The following is a 24,222-nucleotide window of genomic DNA, read 5'->3' as shown; positions in this document are numbered from 1 at the left end:
AACCTTACCCGTCGAGTCTGAGGCATAAAAGTGGGCTGGGGCGCGGATCGCATGTGATCCGCGCCCCAGCCCAGCTGCCTGTAACAGCCGAAACGGCTGCTGATCTACTACTGGTCGCGGTACATCTCCGACACCAGGAACGCCAGGTCAAGGGACTGGCTGCGGTTCAGGCGGGGGTCGCAGGCCGTCTCGTAGCGCTGGTGCAGATCGTCGACGAAGATCTCGTCGCCGCCGCCCACGCACTCGGTGACGTCGTCACCGGTGAGCTCGACGTGGATGCCGCCCGGGTGGGTGCCGAGGCCCTTGTGGACCTCGAAGAATCCCTTGACCTCGTCGAGCACGTCGTCGAAGCGCCGGGTCTTGTGACCGGAGGCCGCCTCGTAGGTGTTGCCGTGCATCGGGTCGGAGATCCAGGCGACGGTCGCGCCCGAGGCGGTGACCTTCTCGACCAGCTCGGGCAGCTTGTCGCGGACCTTGTCGGCGCCCATGCGGACGATGAAGGTCAGCCGGCCCGGCTCGCGGTCCGGGTCGAGCCGCTCGATGTACTGCAGCGCGTCCTCGGCCGTCGTCGTCGGGCCGAGCTTGATCCCGATCGGGTTGCGGATCTTCGAGGCGAACTCGATGTGCGCGCCGTCCAGCTGGCGGGTGCGCTCACCGATCCACACCATGTGGCCCGAGACGTCGTACAGGTGTCCGGTGCGCGAGTCGACCCTGGTCAGCGCCGACTCGTAGTCGAGGAGCAGCGCCTCGTGGGAGGCGTAGAACTCGACGGTCTTGAACTCCTCCGGGTCGGTCCCGCAGGCGTGCATGAAGTTCAGCGCCTGGTCGATCTCGCGCGCCAGCTGCTCGTAGCGCTGCCCGGACGGCGAGGTCCTCACGAAGTCCTGGTTCCAGGCGTGCACCTGGCGCAGGTCGGCGTAACCGCCGGTGGTGAAGGCACGCACGAGGTTGAGCGTGGAGGCGGAGGCGTTGTACATCCGCTTCAGGCGCTCGGGGTCCGGGATCCGGGCCTTCTCGTTGAAGTCGAAGCCGTTGACCGAGTCGCCGCGGTAGGTCGGCAGGGTCACGCCGTCGCGGGTCTCGGTGCCCTTGGAGCGGGGCTTCGAGTACTGGCCGGCGATGCGGCCGACCTTCACGACCGGCACGGACGCCGCGTACGTGAGGACCGCGCCCATCTGGAGCAGGGTCTTGAGCTTGTTGCGGATGTGGTCGGCCGACACGGCGTCGAAGGCCTCGGCGCAGTCGCCGCCCTGAAGAAGGAACGCCTCGCCCTTGGCGACGGCTCCCAACCGGGCGCGCAGCTGATCGCACTCGCCGGCGAAGACGAGCGGCGGATACGACTCGAGGTCCGCGATCACTTCGCGCAGAGCCTCGGCATCGGGGTACTCGGGCTGCTGCGCCGCGGGAAGGTCTCGCCAGGTGTTGCCAGCGCTCGCGCTGGACTTAGCGTTCACGGTCACGACGTCAACATTACGGGGTCGTGTCGGGCGTCCATCCACATGCTCATCAAGTGAGACGGGTGGCGCTCGATCGAAGCGGCGGGAGACGGGCCCGGTGAAGGGCAGGGGCCCGGAGCGCTGTGTCCCGGGCCCGTGACGCACACCATCTGGGGTAGGGTGCGGCGCATGTTCGCGCACTCGATCCAGAACTGGTGGTGGACCGCTCATCCGGCGGCCCACTGACTGCGCGTACGCAACACTTCGCGAAGGCCGCCCGAGGGGCGGCCTTCGGTGTTTTCGCCACCGGGACCGTTCCTCTCCCTCTCTCCTCACCGAGACGCCGAGAAGGAACACGGACATGAACCTGCTCGACCTGCTGGACGATCCCCGACCGTTCGCCCTGCTGCGCCGCCGCACACCGGGCCACGCCGTCGAGAAGGGCGACACCGTCGAGCTGCTGCTCGGCCCGGTCGCCGAGTACGAGCGGCTGGCCGACATCCCCGAGGGCCTCGCTCTCATCCCGTACCGCCAGATCCGTGAGCGCGGCTTCGACGTCCGCGACGACGGCACACCCCTGTCGGTGCTCACCCCGCAGGAGTCGTACGAGATCCCCCTGGAGCGGGCCCTGGCCGAGTTGCCCTCGCACGAGGTGCGTGTCGAGGGCGAGGGCTTCGACGTGCCGGACGAGGAGTACGCGCGGATCGTCGGGCGGGTGCTGGACGAGGAGATCGGGCGGGGCGAGGGCGCGAACTTCGTCATCCGGCGGACGTACGAGGGGGAGATCCCGGGGTTCGGGCGGGCCGACGCGCTGGCTCTCTTCCGGCGGCTGCTGGTCGGCGAGCGGGGCGCGTACTGGACGTTCGTCGTGCACACGGGACATGAGAAGGAGCCCGGAGGGCCTTCCTTGGAAGGCCGGGGGCGGGGGCGGGAGACGGGTGGGCGGACCCTCGTCGGGGCGAGTCCCGAGGTGCATGTGCGGATGTCGGGCGGCACGGTCGTGATGAACCCGATCAGCGGGACGTACCGCTATCCCGCCGAGGGGCCGACGCCCGAGGACCTGCTGGGGTTCCTGGCCGACGGCAAGGAGATCGAGGAGCTCTCGATGGTCGTCGACGAGGAGCTCAAGATGATGTGCACGGTCGGCGACATGGGCGGGGTCGTGATCGGGCCGCGGCTGAAGGAGATGGCCCATCTCGCGCACACCGAGTACGAGTTGCGGGGCAGGTCGTCGCTGGACGTGCGTGAGGTGCTGAAGGAGACCATGTTCGCCGCGACCGTCACCGGGTCGCCGGTACAGAACGCGTGCCGGGTCATCGAACGGTACGAGCCCCTCGGGCGGGACGGTGTCGGGCGCGGGTACTACGCGGGGGCGCTGGCACTGATCGGGCGCGACTCGGGGGGCGCCCAGACCCTCGACTCCCCCATTCTCATCCGGACCGCCGACATCGACGCGGGCGGACGGCTGCGGGTGCCGGTGGGCGCGACACTCGTCCGGGGGTCGGATCCGGCGAGCGAGGTCGCGGAGACGCACGCGAAGGCGGCGGGCGTGCTGGCCGCCCTCGGCGTACGCCCCGGGCGCCCGGGCGGGAGCGAGGTGCGGGCGAGCCTCGCGGACGATCCGCGCGTGCGGGCCGCCCTCGACGGACGGCGGGCCTCGCTGGCGCCGTTCTGGCTGCGGATGCAGGAGCCGTCGGCCGAGCTCGTGGGCCATGCGCTGGTCGTGGACGCGGAGGACACCTTCACCGCGATGCTCGCGCATCTGCTGCGCTCGTCCGGCCTGGAGGTGACCGTACGGCGGTACGACGAGGCTGGGCTGCGGGAGGCGGTCCTCGCACACGAGGGCCCGCTGGTGCTGGGCCCCGGCCCGGGCGACCCGTCCGACATGACGGATCCGAAGATGGCCTTCCTGCGCGGCCTCACCGCCGAGGTGGTCCGCGGGCACCGGCACGGCGTCCTGGGTGTCTGCCTCGGCCATGAGCTGATCGCGGCGGAGCTGGGACTGGAGATCGTGCGCAAGGAGATTCCGTACCAGGGCGCCCAGGCGGACATCGACCTGTTCGGGCGGACGGAGACCGTCGGCTTCTACAACAGCTTCGTGGCGCGGTGCGACGACGAGACCGCGGCCGAGCTGGCGGCCCACGGGGTCGAGGTCGGCCGGAGCCCGTCGGGAGAGGTGCACGTGCTGCGCGGGCCGGGCTTCGCCGGGGTCCAGTTCCACCCCGAGTCGGTGCTCACCCTGCGCGGCGCGGAGATCGTGCGGGACCTGGTGCGTCAGGTGCGCGAAGGAGCGGGCACCAGCACGTTCTCGGAGCGGCGGCCCGCCGTGTAGTCGAGGACGTTGGCCACCGTGGTCTCGATGATCTGGCCGACCGCGTCCGCGGTGTAGTACGCCTGGTGGGAGGTGACGACGACGTTCGGGAACGTGACGAGGCGGGCCAGGGTGTCGTCGTCCACGCCCTCCAGGGACCTGTCGAGGAAGAAGAGCCCGGCCTCGGCCTCGTAGACGTCGAGGCCGACGCCCGTGAAGCGGCCCGCGCGCAGTTCGGCGACGAGGGCCCGGCTGTCGACGAGGCCGCCGCGGCTGGAGTTCACCAGGATCGCGTCGTCCTTCATCGTGCGCAGGGCCGCGGCGTCGAGGAGGTGCCGGGTCGCGGGGAGCAGCGGTACGTGCAGGCTGACCAGGTCGGACTCGGCGAGGAGCCGCTCCTTGGGCACGTATTTCATGCCGAGTTCCAGACAGGCGGGGTTCTCGGCGGCGTCCCAGCCGAGGAGGTTCATCCCGAAGCCGTGGGCGATCCGGGTGAACGCCTCGCCGATCTTGCCGGTGCCGAGGATGCCCGCGGTGCGGCCGTGCAGGTCGCGGCCCATCAGCCCGTCGAGCCGGAAGTCGAAGTCGCGTGTGCGGTTGGAGGCGCGGACGATCCGGCGGTTGACGGCCATGGCGAGGGTCCAGGCGAACTCGGCGACGGAGTGGGGCGAGTAGGACGACACCCGCGCGACCGTCATACCGAGCCGCTCGGCGACCTGGAGGTCGATGTTGTTGAAACCGGTGGAACGCTGGGCGACCATCTGGGTGCCGCCGGCCGCGAGGGTCTGCAGGACGCGGTTCCCGAGCGCGCAGTTGACGCTGGTGGACACGGTCTCGTAACCGGCCGCGATGGGGGCCGTGTCCTCGCTGAGGAAGACGTCCAGGCAGCGGACCTCGTGATGCCCCTCGGCACGGAAGGCCTCCTCGATGAGGGGCTTCTCGTCGGCCTGGACGCCGAAGGCGAGGATCTCCACGGGGCCCTCCGGGGGTTTGGCGGGGTTCTCGGTCACCCGGTGAATATACGAACCCCGGGAGGATTTCGCCCCCGCCGTCCCGTCCCGTCCGCGGGGCTCCGCTCCCGAACCCCCGGTCCTCAAACGCCGGACGGGCTGAATTTTCAGCCCGTCCAGCGACAGGGAGGGTCAGCCGAAGAAGACGCCGACCTCCTGGTACAGCCGGGGATCCACCGTCTTCAGGCGGGCCGTGGCGTCCGCGATCGGGACGCGGACGATGTCGGTGCCCTGAAGCGCCACCATCTTGCCGAAGTCGCCGTCCCGGACGGCCTCGATGGCGTGCAGACCGAACCGCGTGGCGAGCCACCGGTCGAACGCACTGGGAGTGCCCCCGCGCTGGACGTGGCCGAGCACCGTCGTGCGGGCCTCCTTGCCCGTGCGGCGCTCGATCTCCTTGGACAGCCACTCCCCCACGCCGGAGAGCCGCACATGCCCGAAGGAGTCCAGCGATCCGTCCTTGAGGACCATGTCGCCGTCCTTGGGCATCGCACCCTCGGCGACGACCACGATCGGCGCGTACGAGGCCTTGAAACGCGAGGTCACCCAGGCACAGACCTGGTCGACGTCGAAGCGCTGCTCGGGGATGAGGATGACGTTCGCACCGCCCGCGAGGCCCGAGTGGAGCGCGATCCAGCCCGCGTGCCGGCCCATCACCTCGCAGACCAGTACCCGCATGTGCGACTCGGCGGTGGTGTGCAGCCGGTCGATCGCCTCGGTCGCGATACCGACGGCGGTGTCGAAGCCGAAGGTGTAGTCGGTGGCGGACAGGTCGTTGTCGATGGTCTTCGGTACGCCGACGACGGGCACCCCGTACTCGTCGGTGAGCCGCGCCGCGACCCCGAGGGTGTCCTCACCGCCGATCGCGATCAGGGCGTCCACCTCGTACTTGGCGAGGTTCTCCTTGATCCGGCGGATGCCGTTCTCGGCCTTGAGGGGGTTGGTGCGCGAGGAGCCGAGGATGGTGCCGCCGCGCGGCAGGATGCCGCGCACGGCGGGGATGTCGAGCCGGACGATGTCGCCTTCCAGCGGACCCCGCCAGCCGTCCCTGAAGCCGGTGAAGTCATAGCCGTACTCCTGCACGCCCTTGCGGACGATGCCCCGGATGACGGCGTTGAGCCCGGGGCAGTCGCCGCCTCCGGTCAGTACTCCGACCCGCATGGAAAGTCCTTTCGCCGCGGTTGGCTGACGGGACTCACGCTAATAGTGATCCAGGTCACTTCAGCAGGGGGCGGAAGGTCAATTCCGGTGAATTGTGCGGGTGTTGATCTCGCGTCTTCACTCGATGGTGGGTATCGACGGGTTTACGCGTCGTCGAGGCCCCGCTCTATGGCATAGCGCACCAACTCCACGCGGTTGTGCAGCTGGAGCTTGCCCAGGGTGTTCTGGACGTGGTTCTGCACGGTGCGGTGGGAGATGACGAGGCGCTCGGCGATCTGCTTGTAGCTCAAACCCTTGGCCACCAGCCGGAGCACTTCGGTCTCGCGGTCGGTGAGCTGCGGGGCCCTGGGCTCGTCGCCGCCTGTGGCCGGCCCGGGGTCGGAGGCGAGCCTGCGGTACTCGCCGAGGACCAGGCCCGCGAGGCCCGGGGTGAAGACGGGGTCGCCGACGGCCGTGCGGCGCACCGCGTCGATCAGCTCCTCCGTGGAGGCCGACTTGAGCAGATAGCCGGTGGCGCCCGACTTGACCGCCTCCAGGACGTCGGCGTGCTCGCCGCTCGCGGAGAGGACCAGGACCCGCAGGGCGGGATCGGCGCCGACGAGTTCCTTGCAGACCTGCACACCGGGCTTCGCGGGCAGGTTCAGGTCCAGCACGAGGACGTCCGGCCCCACGGCCTGCGCGCGGCGCACCGCCTGCTCGCCGTCGCCCGCGGTCGCGACCACGTCGAAACCGGCCTCGTCCAGGTCACGCGCGACCGCGTCCCGCCACATGGGATGGTCGTCGACCACCATGACCCTGATCGGATCCTGGTCCTGTCGCTCACTCATGCCTTCTCCGCCTTCCCCCGCCTGTCCTTCGGCCCCTTGGAGGCCTCCGGAGCGCACGCGCCCTTCGGTACTTTCAGTTCGACTTCCGTGCCCTGGCCCGGTACCGAGATCAGCTCGGCCGTGCCGCCGATCTCGCGCAGCCGTCCACGGATCGACAGGGCCACGCCGAGGCGCCCCTCCCCCTCGGCCTGGACGAGCCGTCCCTCGGGGATGCCCGGACCCTCGTCGCGTACGGTCACGATCACCTCGTCCGGCTCGTCCTCCACCAGGATCCACGCCCGGGCGTCGGCGCCGACGTGGCGGTGGACGTTGTCCAGAGCGGCGCCCACGGCGGCGGCCAGCTCCTTCGCGGCCCGGGCCGCGAGCGGCACCGGGGTGCCGGGCTCGGAGAACGTCACCCGTGCGGTGGCGTACGGGGCGAGCAGCGAGCGCAGGTCCCAGGGGGCCGAATCGCCCTGGGCGTCGGGCTCGTCCACCGCGCGCACGACGGCGCCCTCGGCCTCGTCCTCCGACACCCGCGAGACCGGTACGAGCCCGCCGGAGACCAGGGTGCGCAGCGCGACCTCCTGTTCGCCGGCGAGGCGGCCCAGGTCCGCGGCCTCCCCGCCGATCGCGGCACCGCGCCGCTGCACCATGGCGAGCACCTGGAGGACGCCGTCGTGGATGTCGCGGGCAAGCCGCTCCCGCTCGCGCGTCGCCGCCTCGATCTCCAGGGCGCGGGCCAGGGTGCGCTCGGAGGCCCGGGCGACCTCGACGACGTACCCGATGGCGATGGAGGCGACCCAGACGAGCAGGACGTTGTGGAGGGTGTCCTGGCTGAGCGCCCCGCGCTGCACGACGTTGGCGACGCCGACGAGCGCCGAGGCGAAGGCCGCCCAGCGCCAGCCGCCCTTGATCGCGAACGCCAGCACGGAACCCGCGGTCCATATCGACGGGAGGGTCGGGCCGCCCGCCACGATCCGGTCGTGGGCGTCCGCGATCGGTGTGAGCAGGATGCCCGCGAGGGCGACGGTCAGGTCGGCCGCGAGGAAGCGCTTGGTGCAGCTCGCCGCGCCCGCCACCTTGGGCAGGGTCGCGAAGGTCCACGCGAAGAGCACCACGAAATAGGCGATGGCCACTTCGGGGCGGACGAACTCGTCGTACTCCGAGACGAACAGGCCGATCGCGTAGAACAGCGTCAGGACGCGGTACCCGGTCAGCGCGCGCCACAGCGGCTGCTCGACCGACATTCTCATGACTCTTTCGCGCTTGGCCATGTCCCCCACCACTCCATCCCCCGGCGCCGCGTCTACGTCTAGGAGCTGGACTCTTCCTTCGTGTCCTGCGCCTTCACGGCCTGTTCCTGCCCGGTCTGCTCCTGCCCGGCCTGCTCCCGCGCCCGGTCGGCTTCCTTCAGGGCGTCCGTCCGGGCCCGCTCGGCGTCCTTGCGGGCCTGGTCGGCTTCCTTCTGGGCTTCCTTGAGCGCCTGCTTCTGCGCTTTCGCCGCATCCGCGATCTGCCGCTTGGCGGCCGTCGCGTAGATGTCGACGTACTCCTGTCCGGAGAGCTTCATGATCTCGTACATGACCTCGTCGGTCACCGCGCGCAGGACGAAGCGGTCGTGCTCCATGCCGTGGTAGCGGCTGAAGTCCAGCGGCCTGCCGATGCGGATGCCCGGGCGCATCAGCTTGGGCATCACCTTGCCGGGCGGCTGGATCTTCTCGGTGTCGATCATGGCGACCGGGACGACGGGGGCTCCGGAGGCCAGCGCCACGCGCGCGAGACCGCCGGGCTTGCCGCGGTAGAGCCGGCCGTCGGGCGACCGCGTGCCCTCCGGGTAGATGCCGAAGAGCTCGCCGCGCTCGAGGACGTCGATGCCGCTCCTGACCGCCGCCTCGCCCGCTCCGCGCGCTCCGGAGCGGTCCACGGGCAGCTGGCCGACGCCCTTGAAGAAGGCCGCCGTCATCCGGCCCTTCACACCGGGCGTCGTGAAGTACTCGGCCTTCGCGATGAAGGTCACCTTGCGGTCGAGGACCGCGGGCAGGAAGAACGAGTCCGAGAACGACAGGTGATTGCTCGCCAGGATGGCCGGGCCGTCGGCGGGAATGTTCTCGAGGCCTTCCACCCAGGGCCTGAAGGCGAGCTTCAGTGGCCCTCCGATGGAAAACTTCATTGCGCCGTAGATCACCCGAGTGCCTCCTGTGTCCGTCGCTCAGACCTTAACCCGGAGCACCGTCAATGGGCCCGACGGCCCTGGTCGGTGTCAGTGCGGTCGCGTACGGTGAAGTACGCCTCGAAGCTTCGGGGTGATCGTCACATCGCCCTTGAATGAACAGGAGACCGAAGGTGCCGGTCCTTCCCGGAGCTGAGCCGTTCCACCACGAGGGCGGAGAGGTCGGGGTCCTCCTCTGCCACGGCTTCACCGGTTCCCCGCAGTCGCTGCGGCCCTGGGCCGAGTATCTCGCCGAGCGCGGTCTGACCGTCTCGCTGCCGCTGCTGCCCGGGCACGGCACGCGCTGGGAGGACATGCAGCTCACCGGCTGGCAGGACTGGTACGCGGAGGTGGACCGTGAGCTGCGCGCCCTGCGCGAGCGCTGCTCCCAGGTCTTCGTCTTCGGTCTCTCCATGGGCGGCGCGCTCACCCTGCGGCTCGCCGCGAAGCACGGGGACGAGGTCAGCGGCATCGTGGTCGTCAACCCGGCGAACAAGGTGCATGGCGCGGCGGCGTACGCCCTGCCGGTGGTCCGCCACTTCGTCAGGACCGTGAAGGGCATCACCAGCGACATCGCCAAGGACGGCGGCATCGAGATCGGCTACGACAAGGTGCCCCTGCACGCGGCTCACTCGATGCGCATCTTCTACCGGCTGCTCGACGGCGAGCTCCCGCAGGTGACCCAGCCGATGCTGCTCCTGCACAGCCCGCAGGACCACGTCGTGCCGCCCGCCGACTCGGCCCGCATCCTCAGCCGGGTGTCGTCCATGGATGTCACGGAGATACTTCTGGAACAGAGCTACCACGTCGCGACGTTGGACCACGACGCGGACCGGATCTTCGAGGAGAGCTTCGCCTTCGTCTCCCGGCTCGCACCCGGTGCCGGCAAGGAGGCCGGCGCGGGTCAGTCGGGTCAGCAGGAAGGGACGGCCACTGGTGGCTGAGCACGACGCGGACCGCGAGCCCGAGGAGAAGGACGCGCCGCCCGGCGAGGAGCAGGGCCCGTCGTTCGACGAGGCCGCGGCCTGGGACGCCATCGTCGCGGGGTACGGCGACGAACCGCCGGACCCGCCCGGTGCCAAGCCCTTCAAGTCGGTGGAGGACCTGGCGCTCCTGGAGCCGGAGACGAACGACTCCGGCGATCCGGGCGACTCCGACACGAAGAGCTCGGCCACGCCGAAGGGCGCCAAGGGCTCGAAGGGCGGTACGGACACCGCGGAGTCGGAGGCGGAGGACGAACCGGCCGCCGAGAAGCCGCTCGGCAGTTCGGTCGCGTTCGCGCCGGGCGTCGCCGGCCCGCGCGACTACGCCGCTCCGGAGCCGGCCGAGGAGGACTTCGACGAGGACGACGAGGGCCACTTCGTGCCGCCCGAGCCGCCCGAGCTGCCCGCCGCGGACACGACGTCCAAGTTCGCGTGGCTGGGCGTGATCGGCGGCCCCGTGCTGCTCCTCCTCGCGGTCCTGCTCGGCTGGGACATGACGTGGTGGCTCGCCACCCTCGGTATCGGCGGCTTCCTCGGCGGTTTCGCCACGCTGGTGGGGCGGATGCGCAGCGACGACGAGGACGAGGACGATCCGGGGCGCGGCGCGGTGGTCTGACGCGTCTGCCTGTACGTACGAAGGCCTGCCCGGATGCTCCGGGCAGGCCTTCGAGGCGTTCAGGCGAACGAACGGCCCTCCCCGGAACCGCCCTGGGCGCCCGGTGTGGCCGGAATCCTGAGGGCGGCCAGTACCGGAAGGTGGTCCGTGGCCGCCCTCAGGTCGGCCTCCGTCACTCCGGGGTGGTCCAGGGGCACCCCGCAGCCCAGGAACCGCACGCCCTGCGTGGCGAAGAGCGCGTCGATGCGCTGGTGGGGGTCGCCGGGCGTCGAGGTGTACTCCCCGCCCCAGGGGGCCACCGCCCAGCCGTCCTGGAGCTCCGTCGAGAGGCGCCTGAACGTGCGGCCGCCCGGGCGTTCGTTGAGGTCGCCGCCCGCGACGGCGTACGGGGTGTCCAGCGCCGACAGGTGGTCGAGGAGCAGGCGGCCCTGCTCGTGGCGCTCGTCCTTCTGAAGGGAGAGGTGGCAGCTCAGTACGCCGACGCGGGCGCGGCCGAACCGTACGACCGCGGTGGCGAAGCCGCGCCGGTGCAGGCCCGGGGTGAGCGGGAGGAGCACGTCCTCGGTGCGTTCGACCGTGGCCCGCAGGGAGCACAGGAGGGCGGGGCCGGAGGCCGTGGCGCCGCCCGAGAGGACGACCTGGCCCGAGGCCGCCGCCAGACGGGCCAGTTTCTTGCGCCAGCGGAAGAAGCGGGGGGCCTCCTGGATCAGGACGAGGTCCGGTGCACAGGCGGTGATCACCCGGGCGAGTGCGGCGGTGTCGTCCCGCATGGAGCGGATGTTGTAGCTGAGCACCCGGATGACGGCCGAACCGTCGGATTCGGTACGGGGTGCTGGTAACGGACGACTGGCTGTGGGGCTGGTCGGCATGGTGATCAAGGTATAGGCCCGGGAGGTGTCGGGTCGTGCGTTTGCCGCGGGCCCCGAAAACACGAACGCCCGCCGCTCCCCGAAGGGCGCGGCGGGCGTCATGGAAGCGCACTACATGATCGGGTCGGGCTCCCGGGCCAGGTCGGCCGCGCCCACCAGCCCCGCCTCGTTCCCCAGCCGCGCGGCGATCACGTCGGCGACAGGACGCCAGTTCCCGCCGACCAGCCACCGCTTGTACGACTTACGGATCGGGTCGAGGACCAGCTCGCCCTCGTCCGAGAGACCGCCGCCGACGATGAAGGCGGACGGGTCGAAGAGCGAGGCCAGGTCGGCCAGACCGGCTCCGGCCCAGCGGGCCAGCTCGCGGTAGGAGTCGACGGCCACCGGGTCACCCTGGCGCGCGGCCATCGAGATGTGCTTGCCCTCGATGCCGTCGGGAGAGCCGTCACCCAGCGAGAGCAGGATGTCCGCGTTCTCGGGGGTGGCGTTCGCGCGCTGCTTCGCGTAGCGCACGAGGGCGCGCCCGGACGCGTACTGCTCCCAGCAGCCCTGGGAGCCGCAGCCGCACAGCAGGCCGTCCGGGACCATCCGGATGTGGCCGAACTCGGCGGCGACGCCGAAGTGCCCGCGGCGCAGCTTGTTGCCGATGATGATGCCGCCGCCCAGGCCCGTGCCGAGCGTGATGCAGATGACGTTGCGATGACCCTTGCCCGCACCGAACTTGTATTCGCCCCAGGCGGCCGCGTTCGCGTCGTTCTCCACGACGACCGGCAGGCCCACGCGGGCCTCCACCTCGTCCTTGAGGGGCTCCTGCCGCCAGTCGATGTTCGGCGCGAAGTAGACCGTCGAGCGCTGACGGTTGACGTATCCGGCGGCGCCGATGCCCACGCCGACGATCTCGTGCCCGGCCCTGGCACCCTCGACGGCCGCGGCGATCGCGTCGACGATCGCCTGCGGCGTGGTCGGAGTCGGCACCTTGAACGTCGAGAGGATGTTGCCTTCCTCGTCGACCACCCCGGCCGCGATCTTCGTGCCGCCGATGTCGACGCCGATGGTGAGTCCCATGAATCCCTCAGTTTCGGTCGAGCCCCGCTACGGCCAACCGTACCCGAGCGACTTCAGTCAAGGTCGATGTGTTCACCGCTGCCGGTGCCCTCGTCCCGGGGGCCCGGGGCGGTGTCACGGGCGGTCCAGCGGCGCTCCTGCGCCGCGACGGCGGAGCGGTACGCGGCGAGCAGTTCGGTGCCGGCGGTGGCCAGGTGGTCGAACACGTCGGGGTTCCGCTCGATGACGGGCTCGACGGCGGCCTTGGCCTGCTGCACGACCTGGTTCACCATCTGCTGGGCCGCGCCGCCGGCGACCGCGCCGAACAGCGGCGACTGCAGTCCGGACAGTTTGTCGGCGACCGCGTCGACGAGTTTGCGCAGTTCCTCGGCGGCCGAGCCGGGCGGCTGGCCGTTCTGGGCGCGGCGACGGGCCTTCTCCGCGGCAAGGTCCTCGGCGCACGCCTTCGCCCAGGCATCGGCGTCGGGCGCTCCTACCTCGTCGCGCTCCGTGTCACGCACGTCGTCGAGCGCGTCCTCCCCGGCGTCGGACGTGGGGTGCTCATCGCTCATGGCGGACTCCAAGCATTGGCTCTGTGTCTCTCGACGTTACCCGAACGGGGGTATGCCGTTCACCGTGTCCGCGGCCACAGATCCGGGTCGGGTGCGAAGCGGACACGCAGTTCGCCCTCGCGCAGGGACGCGCCGTCCACCGTGCAGCGGCGCAGGGCGGACGGGAGTGCGACGATCCGGCGGAACTGCCCGGCGGCGACGACGAGTTCGTCCCCGCGCCGCACGAGGTCGAGTTCCTCCCGTATCGCGCCGGGGAGCGGGATGTGCCAGACGAGCGCGCCCTCGTCGGCGAGCCGGTCGGCGACGGGCCACTCGAAGGGGCCCGGGGCGTCGCCCGGGGCGGGCACCTGGAGCGCGGCGAGGTCTTCTGCGCCGCGCGGGTCGCGGCCGAGGTGCGGGACTTCACGTACGTCGTACGTCTGTCCCCATGCGTCGCGCCACTCGTCGAGGGCCTTGCGCTGCTGGGCGGCGAGGGAGGACAGCCAGGTGTCGGGGGACGCGTCGGGCAGGACGCGGTTCGCGATCAGGGCGTCGGTGCGCAGGCCGCGCAGGGCGAGGCCGGTGGCGGCCGACCGTACGGCGTCGGCTCCGGCCGGGCCCGGCTCGGCGACCAGCCGAACGGTCGTGGCCGGGTCCTCGACGGCCAGCTGGACCGCGGCCAGTTCGACGTCCCAGCGGGCCGCCGTCTCGTACAGCCGTTCGGACGGCATCGGCACGCCGGCCAGGCGGCCGAGGACGGGGCGCAGGGCGCGGGCCGCCTGGCGTTCGGCGGGGAGCAGGCGGCGCAGATAGCGGCGCAGTTGTTCGGGCAGCGCCAGGAGGGCGAGGGCCTGCGGGGCGGGCGGCAGGTCGACGACCAGCAGGTCGAAGGTGTCGGAAGCGGTGGCGTCGCGCAGGGCGCGGAGCAGGGCGAGTTCCTCGCCGCCGGGGAGGGGGGTGAGTTCCTCCGCGTCCAGACGGGCCGCGCCCAGCAGGTCGAGGGCGGTGGAGACCCGTTCCTGGAACGCGAGGAGATCCGCCCGGAAGCCCTCGCCGGCGTCCGGTCGCCAGGCCGTGAGACCGGGGAGGATCTCGGCCGGTGTGCCGCCGGTGGGGGTTCCGAGGACGGCGCCGAGGGTGTCGGTGCGGTCCGCGGAGAGCACCAGGGTGCGGGTGCCCCGGCGGGCGGCCTCCAGAGCGGTGGCCGCGGCGACGGTGGTACGGCCGGAGCCGCCGGGGCCGGTGATCAGGATGGTGCGCATGTGGGTGAACGGTACGGGGTGGGGCGGCCGAAGCGGCTGCCGCTACTTCTCGCCCGTCTCCACGCGCTTCTTCAGTCCCGCCAGGGCGCGGTCGATGATGACCTTCTCCGCCTTGCGCTTGATCATGCCGAGCATCGGGATCTTGACGTCGACGGTGAGCTGGTAGGTGACCTGGGTGGCGCTCAGGCCCGCGGGCTTGAGGATGTACGAGCCGTCCAGGGAGCGGAGCATCTGGGACTTGACCAGGGTCCAGGAGACCTCGTGGTCGCCGGTCCAGGTGTAGCCCAGGGTCTGGTCGTCCTTGATGGCGCCGGCGTCCATGACGAGGCGTACCTGCTCGGCGCGGCCCTTCTCGTCCGTCGCGAGCACCTGCGCCTCCTTCACCTCGCCCGTCCAGTCCGGGTAGCGGGCGAAGTCGGCGATGACCGCCATGACGTCGGCCGGCGCCGCCTCGATCGTGATGCTCGAGCTGGTGTGTTCGGCCATCGCTGTGGCTCCTCCAGATGCGGTCCGGGCAGGGGGTGTTCTACGGGGTACGAACGCTTTCCACCTGTGTGTGCAGCGTGAAGGCTACCGCGCGGCGGGCCGGCTCCCGCCCCCGGCCCCGCGGCCGCCGGGAGCCCTCACCACTGCAGTACCCACGGCTTCCCGGATCCGGCGAAGTGCCCCACGTTCACGCACTCGGTGGCGCCGACCCGCATCCGCCGGGCGAGTGGCTGGTGGACGTGGCCGAAAAGCGAGTACCGCGGCCGGGTGCGCCGGATCGCGTCGAGCAGCGCGCGGCTGCCGCGCTCGAACCGCCGGGCCACGGTGTCGTAGACGAGTTCGGGGATCTCCGGCGGGATGTGCGTGCACAGCACGTCGACCTCTCCGACGGCCTCTATCTTCGCCGCGTACTCCTCGTCGCTGATCTCGTACGGCGTCCGCATGGGCGAACGCAGTCCGCCGCCGACGAAGCCGAAGACCCGGCCGCCGATCTCGACACGCTCGCCGTCGAGCACGGTGGTGCCGGGTCCGGCGTACTCCGACCAGAGGGACGGTATGTCGACGTTGCCGTAGGTGGCGTACGTCGGAGTGGGGAACGCCGCGAACAGTTCGGCGTACTGCTTCCGTACGGCCTTCTCGATGGCGGGGCCGCGGTCGACGCCCGCCCACAGGCGCGCGCCCAGGGCCCGGGCGTCCTCGTAGCGGCGGGCCGTGCGGAGCTCGACGATGCGGTCCGTGTTCTCGGTGCCGAACAGGTCGGGGAAGATGCCGCGGGAGTGGTCGGCGTAGTCGATGAAGAGCACGAGGTCGCCCAGACAGATCAGGGCGTCCGCGCCGGCCCCGGCCCTGGCCAGGTCACGGGCGTTGCCGTGCACGTCGCTCACGACATGGAGCCGTGTCCTCGGGGTCTCTCGGATGCCGCCGCCGTCGCCGCGTTGTGTGCCTGCCATGACGATCAAGGGTAAGCCTGTGGAGCAAACGTGTGTAGATGCGGGCGGACCTGCGGTTACTACCCGGTCAGTAACGCGTTGGACTACTGTGCGCGGAGGAACGCCAACACGTGTGACGCGGGGAACATCTCATGGACCCCCCTGTCCTAGAGGCAGTACCGGCGGGTAACGTCCGGGCAGTCCAGTCGTGCTCAGGGTTTCAACAACCGTCTCCCGGAGCACCTGCCCGAGCCTTGGACCACTCCGTCGCATCACACGAAGTCGTGGCGTCGGCGCCCTATGAGGAGCAGCAGTCTTGCGCGAGTTCAGCCTTCCGGCTTTGTACGAGGTCCCTGCGGACGGCAATCTGACCGACATCGTCCGCAGAAACGCCGCGCAGCATCCTGATGTCGCGGTCATCGCCCGCAAGGTCGGTGGCAGCTGGACGGATGTCACGGCCACGGTCTTCCTCGCGGAGGTGCAGGCCGCCGCCAAGGGCCTGATCGCCTCGGGCATCGAACCGGGTGACCGCGTCGGCCTGATGTCCCGCACGCGGTACGAGTGGACGCTGCTGGACTTCGCGATCTGGAGCGCGGGCGCGGTCACCGTGCCGGTGTACGAGACCAGCTCGCCTGAGCAGGTGCAGTGGATCCTCGGCGACTCGGGAGCCACCGGGATCGTCGTGGAACTGGACGCGCACGCGGCCTCCGTGGAGTCGGTGCGCGACCGGCTGCCGCACCTGAAGCACGTGTGGCAGATCGATCGCGGCGGTGTCGAGGAACTCGGCCGGGCCGGCAAGGACGTGACGGACGCCGCGGTCGAGGAGCGCAGTTCGCTCGCCAAGGCCGACGACCCCGCGACCATCGTCTACACGAGCGGTACGACCGGGCGCCCCAAGGGCTGCGTGCTGACCCACCGCAGCTTCTTCGCGGAGTGCGGCAACATCGTGGAGCGGCTGCGGCCGCTCTTCCGGACCGGCGAGTGCTCGGTCCTCCTCTTCCTTCCGCTCGCGCACGTCTTCGGGCGGCTCGTGCAGGTCGCGCCGATGATGGCGCCGATCAAGCTGGGCACCGTCCCGGACATCAAGAACCTCACGGACGAACTGGCCTCCTTCCGGCCGACGTTGATCCTCGGTGTGCCGCGCGTCTTCGAGAAGGTCTACAACTCGGCGCGGGCCAAGGCGCAGGCCGACGGCAAGGGCAAGATCTTCGACAAGGCGGCCGACACGGCGATCGCGTACAGCCGCGCCCTGGACACCCCGGCGGGCCCCTCCATCGGCCTGAAGATCAAACACAAGGCGTTCGACAAGCTCGTCTACAGCAAGCTGCGCGCGGTGCTCGGCGGCAAGGGCGAGTACGCGATCTCGGGCGGCGCTCCGCTGGGCGAGCGTCTGGGGCACTTCTTCCGCGGCATCGGCTTCACGGTCCTGGAGGGCTACGGCCTCACCGAGTCCTGCGCGGCCACCGCCTTCAACCCGTGGGACCGCCAGAAGATCGGCACGGTCGGCCAGCCGCTGCCGGGTTCGGTGATCCGCATCGCGGACGACGGCGAGGTGCTGCTGCACGGCGAGCACCTGTTCAAGGGGTACTGGAACAACGAGGGCGCGACCGAGGAGGCGCTCGCCGACGGCTGGTTCCACACCGGTGACATCGGCACCCTCGACGAGGACGGCTACCTCCGCATCACCGGCCGCAAGAAGGAGATCATCGTCACCGCGGGCGGCAAGAACGTCGCGCCCGCCGTGATCGAGGACCGCATCCGCGCGCACGCGCTCGTCGCCGAGTGCATGGTGGTGGGCGACGGGCGGCCGTTCGTGGGCGCGCTGGTGACCATCGACGAGGAGTTCCTGGGCCGCTGGGCCGACGAGCACGGCAAGCCCGCGGGCTCGACCGCTGCGTCGCTGGGTCAGGATCCGGATCTGCTCGCCGCGATCCAGAGCGCTGTCGACGACGGCAACGCCGCGGTGTCGAAGGCGGAGTCGGTGCGCAAGTTCCGTGTGCTGTCCCACCAGTTCACCGAGGACTCCGGCCATCTCACGCCGTCACTGAAGCTCAAGCGCAATGTGGTGGCGAAGGACTACGCGGACGAGATCGAAGCGATCTATCGGGGTTGAGGGCGCCCACTCGCCGTGGGGCGGGGGGGGTGCGTTTGCGGCTTGCCCGCCGCGGTGGCTTGTCGCGCCGTTCCCCGCGCCCCTTCGAATGCGGCTTTCCCGCCATCGTGGTTGCTCGCGCAGTTCCCCGCGCCCCTGAAAGGGCTACGCCCTTCAGCGCGCGGGGAACGGCGCGACAGGCCACAGGTCAGCGAGTAGCCTCCACCGGCGCTACAGCAGCTCCTTGAGACCCTCCGCCAGGAGGTCCCAGCGCCACTTCTCCTCGACCCATTCCCGTCCCCGCTCCCCCATGCGGCGGCGCAGTTCCGCGTCGCCGAGGAGCGCGACGACGCGATCGGCCGTGTCCCCGGCGGAACCGCCCCGTACGACCCAGCCGGTCTCGCCGTCGAGCACGGCGTCCGGCGCGCCCCCCGAGTCACCGGCGACGACGGGAAGCCCCGTCGCGGAGGCCTCCAGGTAGACGATGCCGAGCCCTTCGACGTCGAGCCCTCCTCGGCGCGTACGGCACGGCATGGCGAAGACGTCGCCCGCGCCGTAGTGGGCCGGGAGCTCCGACCAGGGCACCGCGCCGGTGAAGCGGACGGAGTCGGCGACACCGGTCTCGTGCGCGAGCCTGCGCAGGTCCTTCGCGTACGGTCCGCCGCCCACGATCAGCAGCACCGCCTCGGGCTCGCTCGCCAGGATGCGCGGCATCGCGAGGATGAGCGTGTCCTGGCCCTTGCGCGGGACGAGACGGGACACGCAGACCACGACCGGGCGGTCCGTCAGCCCGAGGCGGTCCCGGACGGCGTCCCCGCCCGAGCCGGGGTGGAAGGTCTTCTCGTCGACACCCGGCGGCAGTTGCACCATCCGGGCGGCCGCTCCGGGCGTCAGCGCGGTGGCGATCCGCGAGCGCGTGTACTCACCGAGATACGTGATCGTGTCCGTGGACTCGCCGATCCTGCGCAGGAGTTGCCGCGCGGCGGGCAGTTGCGCCCACCCCGCCTCGTGCCCGTGGGTGGTGGCCACGAGGCGCTCCGCGCCCGCCTTCCGCAGCGCCGGTGCGAGCAGTCCGAGCGGCGCCGCCGCGCCGAACCACACCGAGGTACAGCCGTGCTCCCGCAGCAGCCCGACGGCCCGCCGGGAGACCCCCGGAGTCGGCAACAGCATGGTTGTTCGGTCGCGTACGATGACGAAGGGCTGTTCGGCGTCGAAGGCGGCTGTGGCCTCGGCTCCCTCCCGGCCCCGCTTCCAGGTGGAGGCGTAGACGACGAGCCGCTCGGGGTCCAGGCGCAGCGCCATGTTGTGCAGGAAGGCCTGGATGCCGCCCGGTCTCGGCGGAAAGTCGTTGGTCACGATCAGGGTCTTGTGCATCGCCGTCGACAGTACCGAACCCGCACCCCGCGACTGAGCGCGGCCGTGCTTCACGGCTCTCGCACAGCGGCGCGGTCCATCATGGCCCGCACAGGATCCGTACGGAAAAGGGCAGGTGCGCATGGCGGGAGCCAGGGGGACGAGGTTCCCGTACGTACTGCTGGTGACCTGGGGTCTGACGAGGCTGGCGCTGCTGCTCCTCGTCTTCAAGGTGATCGTCTTCCCCGGCCCGGACGTCACGAGTGACGTCACGGTCACCTACCAGGGCTGGTACGAGGTCCTGCGCACCGGCACGTTCCCGCTGGACGACGTGACCTGGCAGTACCCGCCGGCGGCCGCGCTCGCGATCCTCTCCCCGTCTCTGCTGCCGTTCCTCGCCTACACCGAGGCGTTCTTCGTCCTCGCCTTCGCCGCCGACCTGGTCGCCCTCGGACTGCTCCTGTACGCGGCCCGGAGCCCGGGCAGGTCACGGCGCGGTGCCTGGGTGTGGGTCGTGGGCGTGCCCCTGCTCGGCCCGACGGTGTACTCGCGGTACGACGTGATGGTGACCGCCGTCGTCGTGGCCGCGATCCTCGCGGGCGTCCGGAATCCGAAGCTCATGGGCGCGCTGGCCGCGTTCGGCGCGCTGCTGAAGGTGTGGCCGCTGCTGCTGCTCGTGGGCACGACCGGGCGCAGGGCCTGGGCCTGGGCGGCCGGGACGGCCGCCGGGATCGCGCTGCTGTTCACCGTGTCGATGCCGGGCGCGTTCGCGTTCCTGACGTTCCAGCGCGACCGCGGGACCGAGGTCGAGTCCCTCGGCTCGCTCGTCTTCCACATCGCCCGGCACCACGGCTGGGAGGGCCAGGTCCTGCTCAACTACGGCTCGGTGGAGTTCCTCGGGCCGTATGTGGACGTGGTGAGCACGGTGGCCCTGATGCTGACCGGGCTCGCGTTCGGCTGGCTGCTCCTGTGGCGGCTGTGCGCGACGCGGTTCCTGGTGCACACGGTCGCGGACGCCGCGTTCGTGGCGGTGCTCCTGTTCACCACGACGAGCCGGGTCATCAGCCCGCAATACATGGTGTGGCTGGTGGGTCTGGCCGCCGTGTGCCTGGTCTTCCGCGGCAGCCGGATGGGCCTGCCGGCGGGGATGGTCGTGGTGGCGAGCTTCGTCACCGTCCTGGAGTTCCCCGTCTACTTCGCGGACGTCGTCGCCAGCAACAGCCTCGGGATCACCCTGCTCGTGATCCGCAACGGCCTGCTGGTCGCCGCGACCGTCACCGCGGGCACGCTCCTGTGGCGCGACACCGTGTCGTACGCGGACGCGGCTCCCGCGGCCGGTCGGCCGGCTCCCGTCGGCAAGGAGTCCCTGACCCCCTGAGGGCACGGGCCCGGCCGCGCACGTCACCCGAGCCGGTCGCGCAGGTACTCCCGCCACATCCGCGTGAACTCCTCCGGCGTCGTCTCCAGGACCTCCCGCAGCCCCGCCTCCACCGCGCCCGCCCGCTTGTCGTGGGCCCCCACGGCCCGGTAGAACTCCCCCAGCCGCACCTCGCCCCACCGCTCGGCGATCAGCCGGCAGGCCAGCCAGCCGCTCTCGTAGGCCCGCGCCAGCTTCCCCGCGTCCCCGCCGAAGCCGAAGTCCTTGTCGCCCGGCAGAGCGGCCGGGACCCGGCCCTCGGCCACGGCCCGCGCCAGCTCCGGCGCGACCTGCGTCGCGGTGCGGCCGGTGCCCCGGTAGCCGACCCAGTCCGCGTACCCCTCGGACAGCCACAGGGGGGTCGCCGCCGAGGTCGAGGTGCGGGTCGCGACATGGGTCGTCTCGTGCGTGAGGACGACCTGCCGGCCGAAGGAACCCAGCACTCCGTACGCGTCGGGGTTGACGATGATCCGGTCGGCGGGTGTCTTCCCGGAGCCGCCCGTCTCCCCCGTGGTGACCGCCGCGATCCCCCGGTACCCGGACGCGGGCGCCCCCAGCAGCTCCCCCATCCCCTCCAGCGACGCCGGTACGAGGACGACGACCTGCCCCGGCCAGTCCCCGCCCCACGCCTCACGCACCGCGGGCACCGCACGGTCGGCGAGCTTCGCGTAACCGCGCAGGGCGCCCCGGGGCTGCCCGACCCCGAGGACGAGGCTGTGCTCGCCGCGTACGGCCAGCACGGGGCCCTGCTCCCACAGCTGCCGGCCGGCGTCGGCGGCGGGCCGGTCGGCGGTCACGTACCAACGCCCGTCGGCGCGGGCGAGGGTCAGCGTGCGGGCGGTGACGACGGGCGCCCGGTCGTAGCCGTCCATGCGGTAGCGGAGGTCCGCGTCCGCCGTGGCACGGTCGCCGGAGCGGCGGAAGCCGGTCACGCGGTACGACCAGTCGGTCAGCGGAACGGCCCGCAGGTTCCTGAACTCGGCGCGCGCGGCGCTCCGTTCACCGGCGTCGACGGAGTCCGGCGCGCCCGTCGCCACGAAGTCCCGCTCGCTGCCGTCACGCACCGCCGCGGCCCGCCGGTCGAGCACGCGCTGGACGTCGGCGGACGAGCCGTCGGTCCCCGAAGGGCCGCCGCAGCCCACCAGAGTGGCCAGCAGCAGCCCGACGACCCACCTCGGCGCACGCCCACGACCAGCCACGGTCCCGATCGTACGGCGCCGGGCCCGACGGGTCAGGGGCGCGTCACCGTGTTCACGGGCATCATGCCCACCGGGTCGTAGCGCACGGGAGCGCCGGGGTAGGGCGCGTGGATCACCTGGCCGTTGCCCACGTACATCCCCACGTGGCTGGCGTCGCCCCGGTAGGTGACGATGTCCCCGGGCTGCGCCTGGGAGAGCGGCACCGGCCGTCCGGCGTGCGCCTGGGCCTGCGAGGTCCGCGGCAGACCGACACCGGCCTGCGCGTACGACCACTGCGTGAGGCCCGAACAGTCGAAGCCCGTGGGCCCGTTGGCACCCCAGACGTACGGGCGGCCGAGGGCTGAGCGGGCCGCGGCGACGGCGGCGGCCGCACGCCCGGAGGACGGGACGGCACCGGTGAGGTCGGGAGTCCTGCCGGAGCGGGAGGCCCGGTCGAAGGCGGCGCGGTCGCCCTCCGGCATCGCGTTGAGCAGCCGTCGCGCCTTGGACAGCTTCTGCTCGACGGTGCGCTTGTGCCGGGCGACGGCCTTGCGGCTCCTGTCGAGCTCGGAGAGCTTGCGGGTCGCCTCCTCGCGTTCCTGGGCGAGGTCGCGCATGGCGCCCTGGAGTTCCCTGAGTTCCCCGGCCTGGCGGGCGCTGATCCGGTCCAGCGCGGCCGCCTTGTCGAGGTACTCCTCGGGGTCGTCGGAGAACATCAGCGCCAGAGACGGGTCGAGGCCGCCGGAGCGGTACTGGGCCCCGGCGAGCGAACCGAGCGCGTCCCGCATGGTGTTGATGCGGTCCTGCTGTCTGGCGATCCGGTCCTGCGACCTGCCTACCTGCTCGCGCAGGGTGTCGGCGCGTTCGTCGGCCTTGTTGTACGACTCGGTGGCCTGCTCGGCCTCCTCGTACAGCCGGTCCACCTCGGCGCGGCTGTCGTCCTGCGGCGCGGCACCGGCCGGCAGGACGCCGAGGGCCGCGGCCGCGGCGGTCAGTACGCAGAGGGTGGCGCCTCTGGCGCCCCGGTCGAAGCCGGACGGTGCTGGGCGGCGATGGGACCCCACAGGAAGCCGCTCTCCCTTCCGCTGACGAACCCCCGGAGTTGGGGGAACCGCGCCAGACAGTAGTCGTGCGACTACGCGGCGGCCAAAGAGCCATACGTGTACACAACGCGACGCCCCGCCTCAGACGCAGGTCATCAGCGGGGCGTGGAGTCAGCGGGAGGCACGGTAATTCGCCCGTTCGGGCGGCGCGGCGATCGACGCCGGGGAGGGGCGGGAGAGGACCGGGACCGGACGGGCCGTCGGATCGGGGCGGCCGAACGGGCCGTCGTACCCCGGCGATCGGACGAGCCGTCGGACCCGGCGATCAGCCGGCCGGACGAGGGCCCGGGATCAGACGCGGACGCCGAACTGGAAGGTGCCGATCGTGCTCATCGACTCGAGGCGGACGACAGTGCCCGGCTTCGGGGCGTGCACGATCACACCGTTTCCGGCGTACAGGCCGACGTGTCCCAGGCTGTTGAAGAAGACCAGGTCGCCGGGCTTGAGCTGGTCGCGGCCGATCTTCACGCCGTCGTTCTGCTGCGTGTACGTGGTCCGGGATATCGACACCCCGGCCTGGCTGTACGCCCACTGGGTCAGCCCGGAGCAGTCGTACGAGTTGGGGCCGCTGCCACCGGAGACGTACGGCTTGCCCATCTGGGTCTTCGCGGCGGCGAGGGCGGCGGCACCACGTTCGGAGGCGGGAACCTCGTTGCCGAGCTCGACGCGGTCACCGGCGGAGCGGCTGGCGCGGTCGTCGGCGGCCGTCATGGCCGCACGCTCCTTGGCGGTCAGGGTGTTGAGCAGCTTGCGCGCGTCGGTGAGCTTGCCCTGGACCTCCTTCTTCTTCTGGTCCAGGGTCTTGCGGGTGTCGGCGAGCTCCTTGAGCTTGCCGGAGGCCTCCTGGCGCTGCTGGGCGAGAACCCGCTGCTTGTCCTGGACCTTCTTCAGCGCCTCGACCTGCTGAGAGCTCAGCTGGTCCATGGCGGACGCCTTGTCGAGGTAGTCGTCCGGGTCCGAGGAGAGGAAGAGCTGGACGGAGGGGTCGATGGCGCCCGTCCGGTACTGGGAGCTGGCCATCAGACCGAGGCCGTCGCGCATGGAGTTGAGATCGTCCTGGCCGCGTGCGACCTGATCCTGGAGAGTGTCGATCTCCTTCTCGAGCTTCTCCTGCTTCTCCTCAGCCCCGTTGGCCTTGTCGGTGGCCCGCTCGACCTCTTCGTAGAGCTTGTCGACCTTGGCCTTGACCTCGTCCTTGCTCGGCTTCTCGCTGGGCGCGGCGTTGGCCGCCTGCGAGCTGAGGGCAACGGCTGCGGCAGCGGCGGTGGTGAGCACGGTCACACGGGTGCGGCTCGGCTGCTTCGGTCGACGGTGGGACGCCACGGAGGCGAGCTCCTTCATTACCTCAGCCGCCCACCGAAGACGCCGGTTGGCGGTGCCCCTCCACCGTCACTCCCAATGAG

At 71.3% G+C, this 24,222-nt stretch carries 22 protein-coding genes; 6 read left to right on the top strand and 16 right to left on the bottom strand.

What is annotated here, in order from left to right; genetic code table 11:
• Nucleotides 1-107: 107 nt before the first annotated feature.
• The gene (locus tag O1Q96_RS10560) at nucleotides 108-1,460 is read right to left on the bottom strand and encodes a class II 3-deoxy-7-phosphoheptulonate synthase (protein WP_269247914.1); all 1,353 of its coding nucleotides are present in this window, start codon (nucleotides 1,458-1,460) and stop codon (nucleotides 108-110) included.
• A gap of 165 nt (nucleotides 1,461-1,625) precedes the next feature.
• Between O1Q96_RS10560 and O1Q96_RS44430 the strand changes: the two genes are divergently transcribed.
• A complete protein-coding gene (locus O1Q96_RS44430) occupies nucleotides 1,626-1,682 on the top strand; it encodes a trp operon leader peptide (protein ID WP_076973970.1) in 57 nt (18 codons plus the stop codon).
• A gap of 115 nt (nucleotides 1,683-1,797) precedes the next feature.
• Entirely contained in the window at nucleotides 1,798-3,768 is a 1,971-nt protein-coding gene (locus O1Q96_RS10555) for an anthranilate synthase family protein (protein WP_269247913.1), read from the top strand.
• Here O1Q96_RS10555 and O1Q96_RS10550 read toward each other — a convergent pair.
• From O1Q96_RS10550 to O1Q96_RS10530, 5 genes are all read right to left on the bottom strand, one after another.
• Nucleotides 3,711-4,721, bottom strand: coding sequence for a 2-hydroxyacid dehydrogenase (locus tag O1Q96_RS10550; RefSeq protein WP_269253560.1), 1,011 nt, complete (start codon nucleotides 4,719-4,721; stop codon nucleotides 3,711-3,713). The two genes, O1Q96_RS10555 and O1Q96_RS10550, sit on opposite strands and share 58 nt — an antisense overlap.
• A gap of 168 nt (nucleotides 4,722-4,889) precedes the next feature.
• Complete coding sequence (locus tag O1Q96_RS10545; RefSeq protein ID WP_269247912.1) at nucleotides 4,890-5,918, bottom strand: 6-phosphofructokinase; 1,029 nt, start codon at nucleotides 5,916-5,918, stop codon at nucleotides 4,890-4,892.
• A gap of 143 nt (nucleotides 5,919-6,061) precedes the next feature.
• Nucleotides 6,062-6,745: a response regulator gene (locus tag O1Q96_RS10540; RefSeq protein WP_269247911.1), complete on the bottom strand. Its 684-nt coding sequence runs from the start codon at nucleotides 6,743-6,745 to the stop codon at nucleotides 6,062-6,064.
• Complete coding sequence (macS, locus tag O1Q96_RS10535) at nucleotides 6,742-8,001, bottom strand: MacS family sensor histidine kinase (protein ID WP_269247910.1); 1,260 nt, start codon at nucleotides 7,999-8,001, stop codon at nucleotides 6,742-6,744. Before macS ends, O1Q96_RS10540 begins: the two co-directional genes overlap by 4 nt.
• Nucleotides 8,002-8,039: 38 nt before the next feature.
• Complete coding sequence (locus tag O1Q96_RS10530) at nucleotides 8,040-8,897, bottom strand: lysophospholipid acyltransferase family protein (protein ID WP_269247909.1); 858 nt, start codon at nucleotides 8,895-8,897, stop codon at nucleotides 8,040-8,042.
• Between the two features lie 173 nt (nucleotides 8,898-9,070).
• Between O1Q96_RS10530 and O1Q96_RS10525 the strand changes: the two genes are divergently transcribed.
• Nucleotides 9,071-9,880 (top strand): alpha/beta hydrolase, encoded by an 810-nt coding sequence (locus O1Q96_RS10525; protein ID WP_269247908.1) that lies wholly within the window; start codon nucleotides 9,071-9,073, stop codon nucleotides 9,878-9,880.
• Nucleotides 9,873-10,535, top strand: coding sequence for a hypothetical protein (locus O1Q96_RS10520; RefSeq protein ID WP_269247907.1), 663 nt, complete (start codon nucleotides 9,873-9,875; stop codon nucleotides 10,533-10,535). Before O1Q96_RS10525 ends, O1Q96_RS10520 begins: the two co-directional genes overlap by 8 nt.
• Before the next feature lie 59 nt (nucleotides 10,536-10,594).
• Here the strand turns inward: O1Q96_RS10520 and O1Q96_RS10515 are convergent, their stop codons facing one another.
• The 6 genes from O1Q96_RS10515 to O1Q96_RS10490 form a co-directional block, all read right to left on the bottom strand.
• Nucleotides 10,595-11,404 (bottom strand): endonuclease/exonuclease/phosphatase family protein, encoded by an 810-nt coding sequence (locus O1Q96_RS10515; protein ID WP_269253559.1) that lies wholly within the window; start codon nucleotides 11,402-11,404, stop codon nucleotides 10,595-10,597.
• A gap of 111 nt (nucleotides 11,405-11,515) precedes the next feature.
• On the bottom strand, nucleotides 11,516-12,469 hold the full coding sequence (locus O1Q96_RS10510) for an ROK family glucokinase (protein WP_217455389.1): 954 nt from the start codon (nucleotides 12,467-12,469) through the stop codon (nucleotides 11,516-11,518).
• Nucleotides 12,470-12,522: 53 nt separating this feature from the next.
• Nucleotides 12,523-13,020, bottom strand: coding sequence for a DUF5304 domain-containing protein (locus O1Q96_RS10505; protein WP_269247906.1), 498 nt, complete (start codon nucleotides 13,018-13,020; stop codon nucleotides 12,523-12,525).
• 59 nt (nucleotides 13,021-13,079) lie between these two features.
• A complete protein-coding gene (locus tag O1Q96_RS10500; protein WP_269247905.1) occupies nucleotides 13,080-14,261 on the bottom strand; it encodes an ArsA family ATPase in 1,182 nt (393 codons plus the stop codon).
• 42 nt (nucleotides 14,262-14,303) lie between these two features.
• Nucleotides 14,304-14,747 (bottom strand): SRPBCC family protein, encoded by a 444-nt coding sequence (locus O1Q96_RS10495; RefSeq protein WP_217455386.1) that lies wholly within the window; start codon nucleotides 14,745-14,747, stop codon nucleotides 14,304-14,306.
• A 137-nt stretch (nucleotides 14,748-14,884) separates the two neighbouring features.
• Complete coding sequence (locus tag O1Q96_RS10490) at nucleotides 14,885-15,697, bottom strand: metallophosphoesterase family protein (RefSeq protein ID WP_269247904.1); 813 nt, start codon at nucleotides 15,695-15,697, stop codon at nucleotides 14,885-14,887.
• A 295-nt stretch (nucleotides 15,698-15,992) separates the two neighbouring features.
• Here O1Q96_RS10490 and O1Q96_RS10485 point away from each other — a divergent pair, with 295 nt between their 5' ends.
• The gene (locus tag O1Q96_RS10485) at nucleotides 15,993-17,789 is read left to right on the top strand and encodes an AMP-dependent synthetase/ligase (RefSeq protein WP_269247903.1); all 1,797 of its coding nucleotides are present in this window, start codon (nucleotides 15,993-15,995) and stop codon (nucleotides 17,787-17,789) included.
• A 210-nt stretch (nucleotides 17,790-17,999) separates the two neighbouring features.
• Here O1Q96_RS10485 and O1Q96_RS10480 read toward each other — a convergent pair whose 3' ends face one another.
• Nucleotides 18,000-19,142, bottom strand: a complete 1,143-nt coding sequence (locus O1Q96_RS10480; RefSeq protein ID WP_269247902.1) for a glycosyltransferase family 4 protein — start codon at nucleotides 19,140-19,142, stop codon at nucleotides 18,000-18,002.
• Between the two features lie 121 nt (nucleotides 19,143-19,263).
• On the opposite strand from O1Q96_RS10480, the gene O1Q96_RS10475 reads away from it, so the two are divergent.
• Nucleotides 19,264-20,499, top strand: a complete 1,236-nt coding sequence (locus O1Q96_RS10475) for a glycosyltransferase 87 family protein (protein ID WP_269247901.1) — start codon at nucleotides 19,264-19,266, stop codon at nucleotides 20,497-20,499.
• A gap of 23 nt (nucleotides 20,500-20,522) precedes the next feature.
• Here O1Q96_RS10475 and O1Q96_RS10470 read toward each other — a convergent pair whose 3' ends face one another.
• From O1Q96_RS10470 to O1Q96_RS10460, 3 genes are all read right to left on the bottom strand, one after another.
• Nucleotides 20,523-21,737, bottom strand: coding sequence for a hypothetical protein (locus tag O1Q96_RS10470; protein ID WP_269247900.1), 1,215 nt, complete (start codon nucleotides 21,735-21,737; stop codon nucleotides 20,523-20,525).
• 32 nt (nucleotides 21,738-21,769) lie between these two features.
• Nucleotides 21,770-22,780: a C40 family peptidase gene (locus O1Q96_RS10465; RefSeq protein ID WP_269247899.1), complete on the bottom strand. Its 1,011-nt coding sequence runs from the start codon at nucleotides 22,778-22,780 to the stop codon at nucleotides 21,770-21,772.
• Between the two features lie 330 nt (nucleotides 22,781-23,110).
• On the bottom strand, nucleotides 23,111-24,142 hold the full coding sequence (locus tag O1Q96_RS10460; protein ID WP_269247898.1) for a C40 family peptidase: 1,032 nt from the start codon (nucleotides 24,140-24,142) through the stop codon (nucleotides 23,111-23,113).
• Between the last annotated feature and the right edge of the window lie 80 nt (nucleotides 24,143-24,222).

The organism is Streptomyces aurantiacus (genome assembly GCF_027107535.1).
GTDB lineage: Bacteria > Actinomycetota > Actinomycetes > Streptomycetales > Streptomycetaceae > Streptomyces.
The sequence above is the reverse complement of the archived record's forward strand: the minus strand, read 5'-3'. Positions and strand labels throughout refer to the sequence as shown.

What these genes read in the sequence shown, in the direction of transcription:
- O1Q96_RS10555 (WP_269247913.1), top strand. Translation starts at nt 1,798, where the DNA reads ATGAACCTGCTCGACCTGCTGGACGATCCCCGACCGTTCGCCCTGCTG.
- O1Q96_RS10545 (WP_269247912.1), bottom strand. Translation starts at nt 5,918, where the DNA reads ATGCGGGTCGGAGTACTGACCGGAGGCGGCGACTGCCCCGGGCTCAAC.
- O1Q96_RS10540 (WP_269247911.1), bottom strand. Translation starts at nt 6,745, where the DNA reads ATGAGTGAGCGACAGGACCAGGATCCGATCAGGGTCATGGTGGTCGAC.
- macS (WP_269247910.1), bottom strand. Translation starts at nt 8,001, where the DNA reads ATGGCCAAGCGCGAAAGAGTCATGAGAATGTCGGTCGAGCAGCCGCTG.
- O1Q96_RS10530 (WP_269247909.1), bottom strand. Translation starts at nt 8,897, where the DNA reads ATGAAGTTTTCCATCGGAGGGCCACTGAAGCTCGCCTTCAGGCCCTGG.
- O1Q96_RS10515 (WP_269253559.1), bottom strand. Translation starts at nt 11,404, where the DNA reads ATGCCGACCAGCCCCACAGCCAGTCGTCCGTTACCAGCACCCCGTACC.
- O1Q96_RS10510 (WP_217455389.1), bottom strand. Translation starts at nt 12,469, where the DNA reads ATGGGACTCACCATCGGCGTCGACATCGGCGGCACGAAGATCGCGGCC.
- O1Q96_RS10505 (WP_269247906.1), bottom strand. Translation starts at nt 13,020, where the DNA reads ATGAGCGATGAGCACCCCACGTCCGACGCCGGGGAGGACGCGCTCGAC.
- O1Q96_RS10500 (WP_269247905.1), bottom strand. Translation starts at nt 14,261, where the DNA reads ATGCGCACCATCCTGATCACCGGCCCCGGCGGCTCCGGCCGTACCACC.
- O1Q96_RS10495 (WP_217455386.1), bottom strand. Translation starts at nt 14,747, where the DNA reads ATGGCCGAACACACCAGCTCGAGCATCACGATCGAGGCGGCGCCGGCC.
- O1Q96_RS10490 (WP_269247904.1), bottom strand. Translation starts at nt 15,697, where the DNA reads ATGGCAGGCACACAACGCGGCGACGGCGGCGGCATCCGAGAGACCCCG.
- O1Q96_RS10480 (WP_269247902.1), bottom strand. Translation starts at nt 19,142, where the DNA reads ATGCACAAGACCCTGATCGTGACCAACGACTTTCCGCCGAGACCGGGC.
- O1Q96_RS10475 (WP_269247901.1), top strand. Translation starts at nt 19,264, where the DNA reads ATGGCGGGAGCCAGGGGGACGAGGTTCCCGTACGTACTGCTGGTGACC.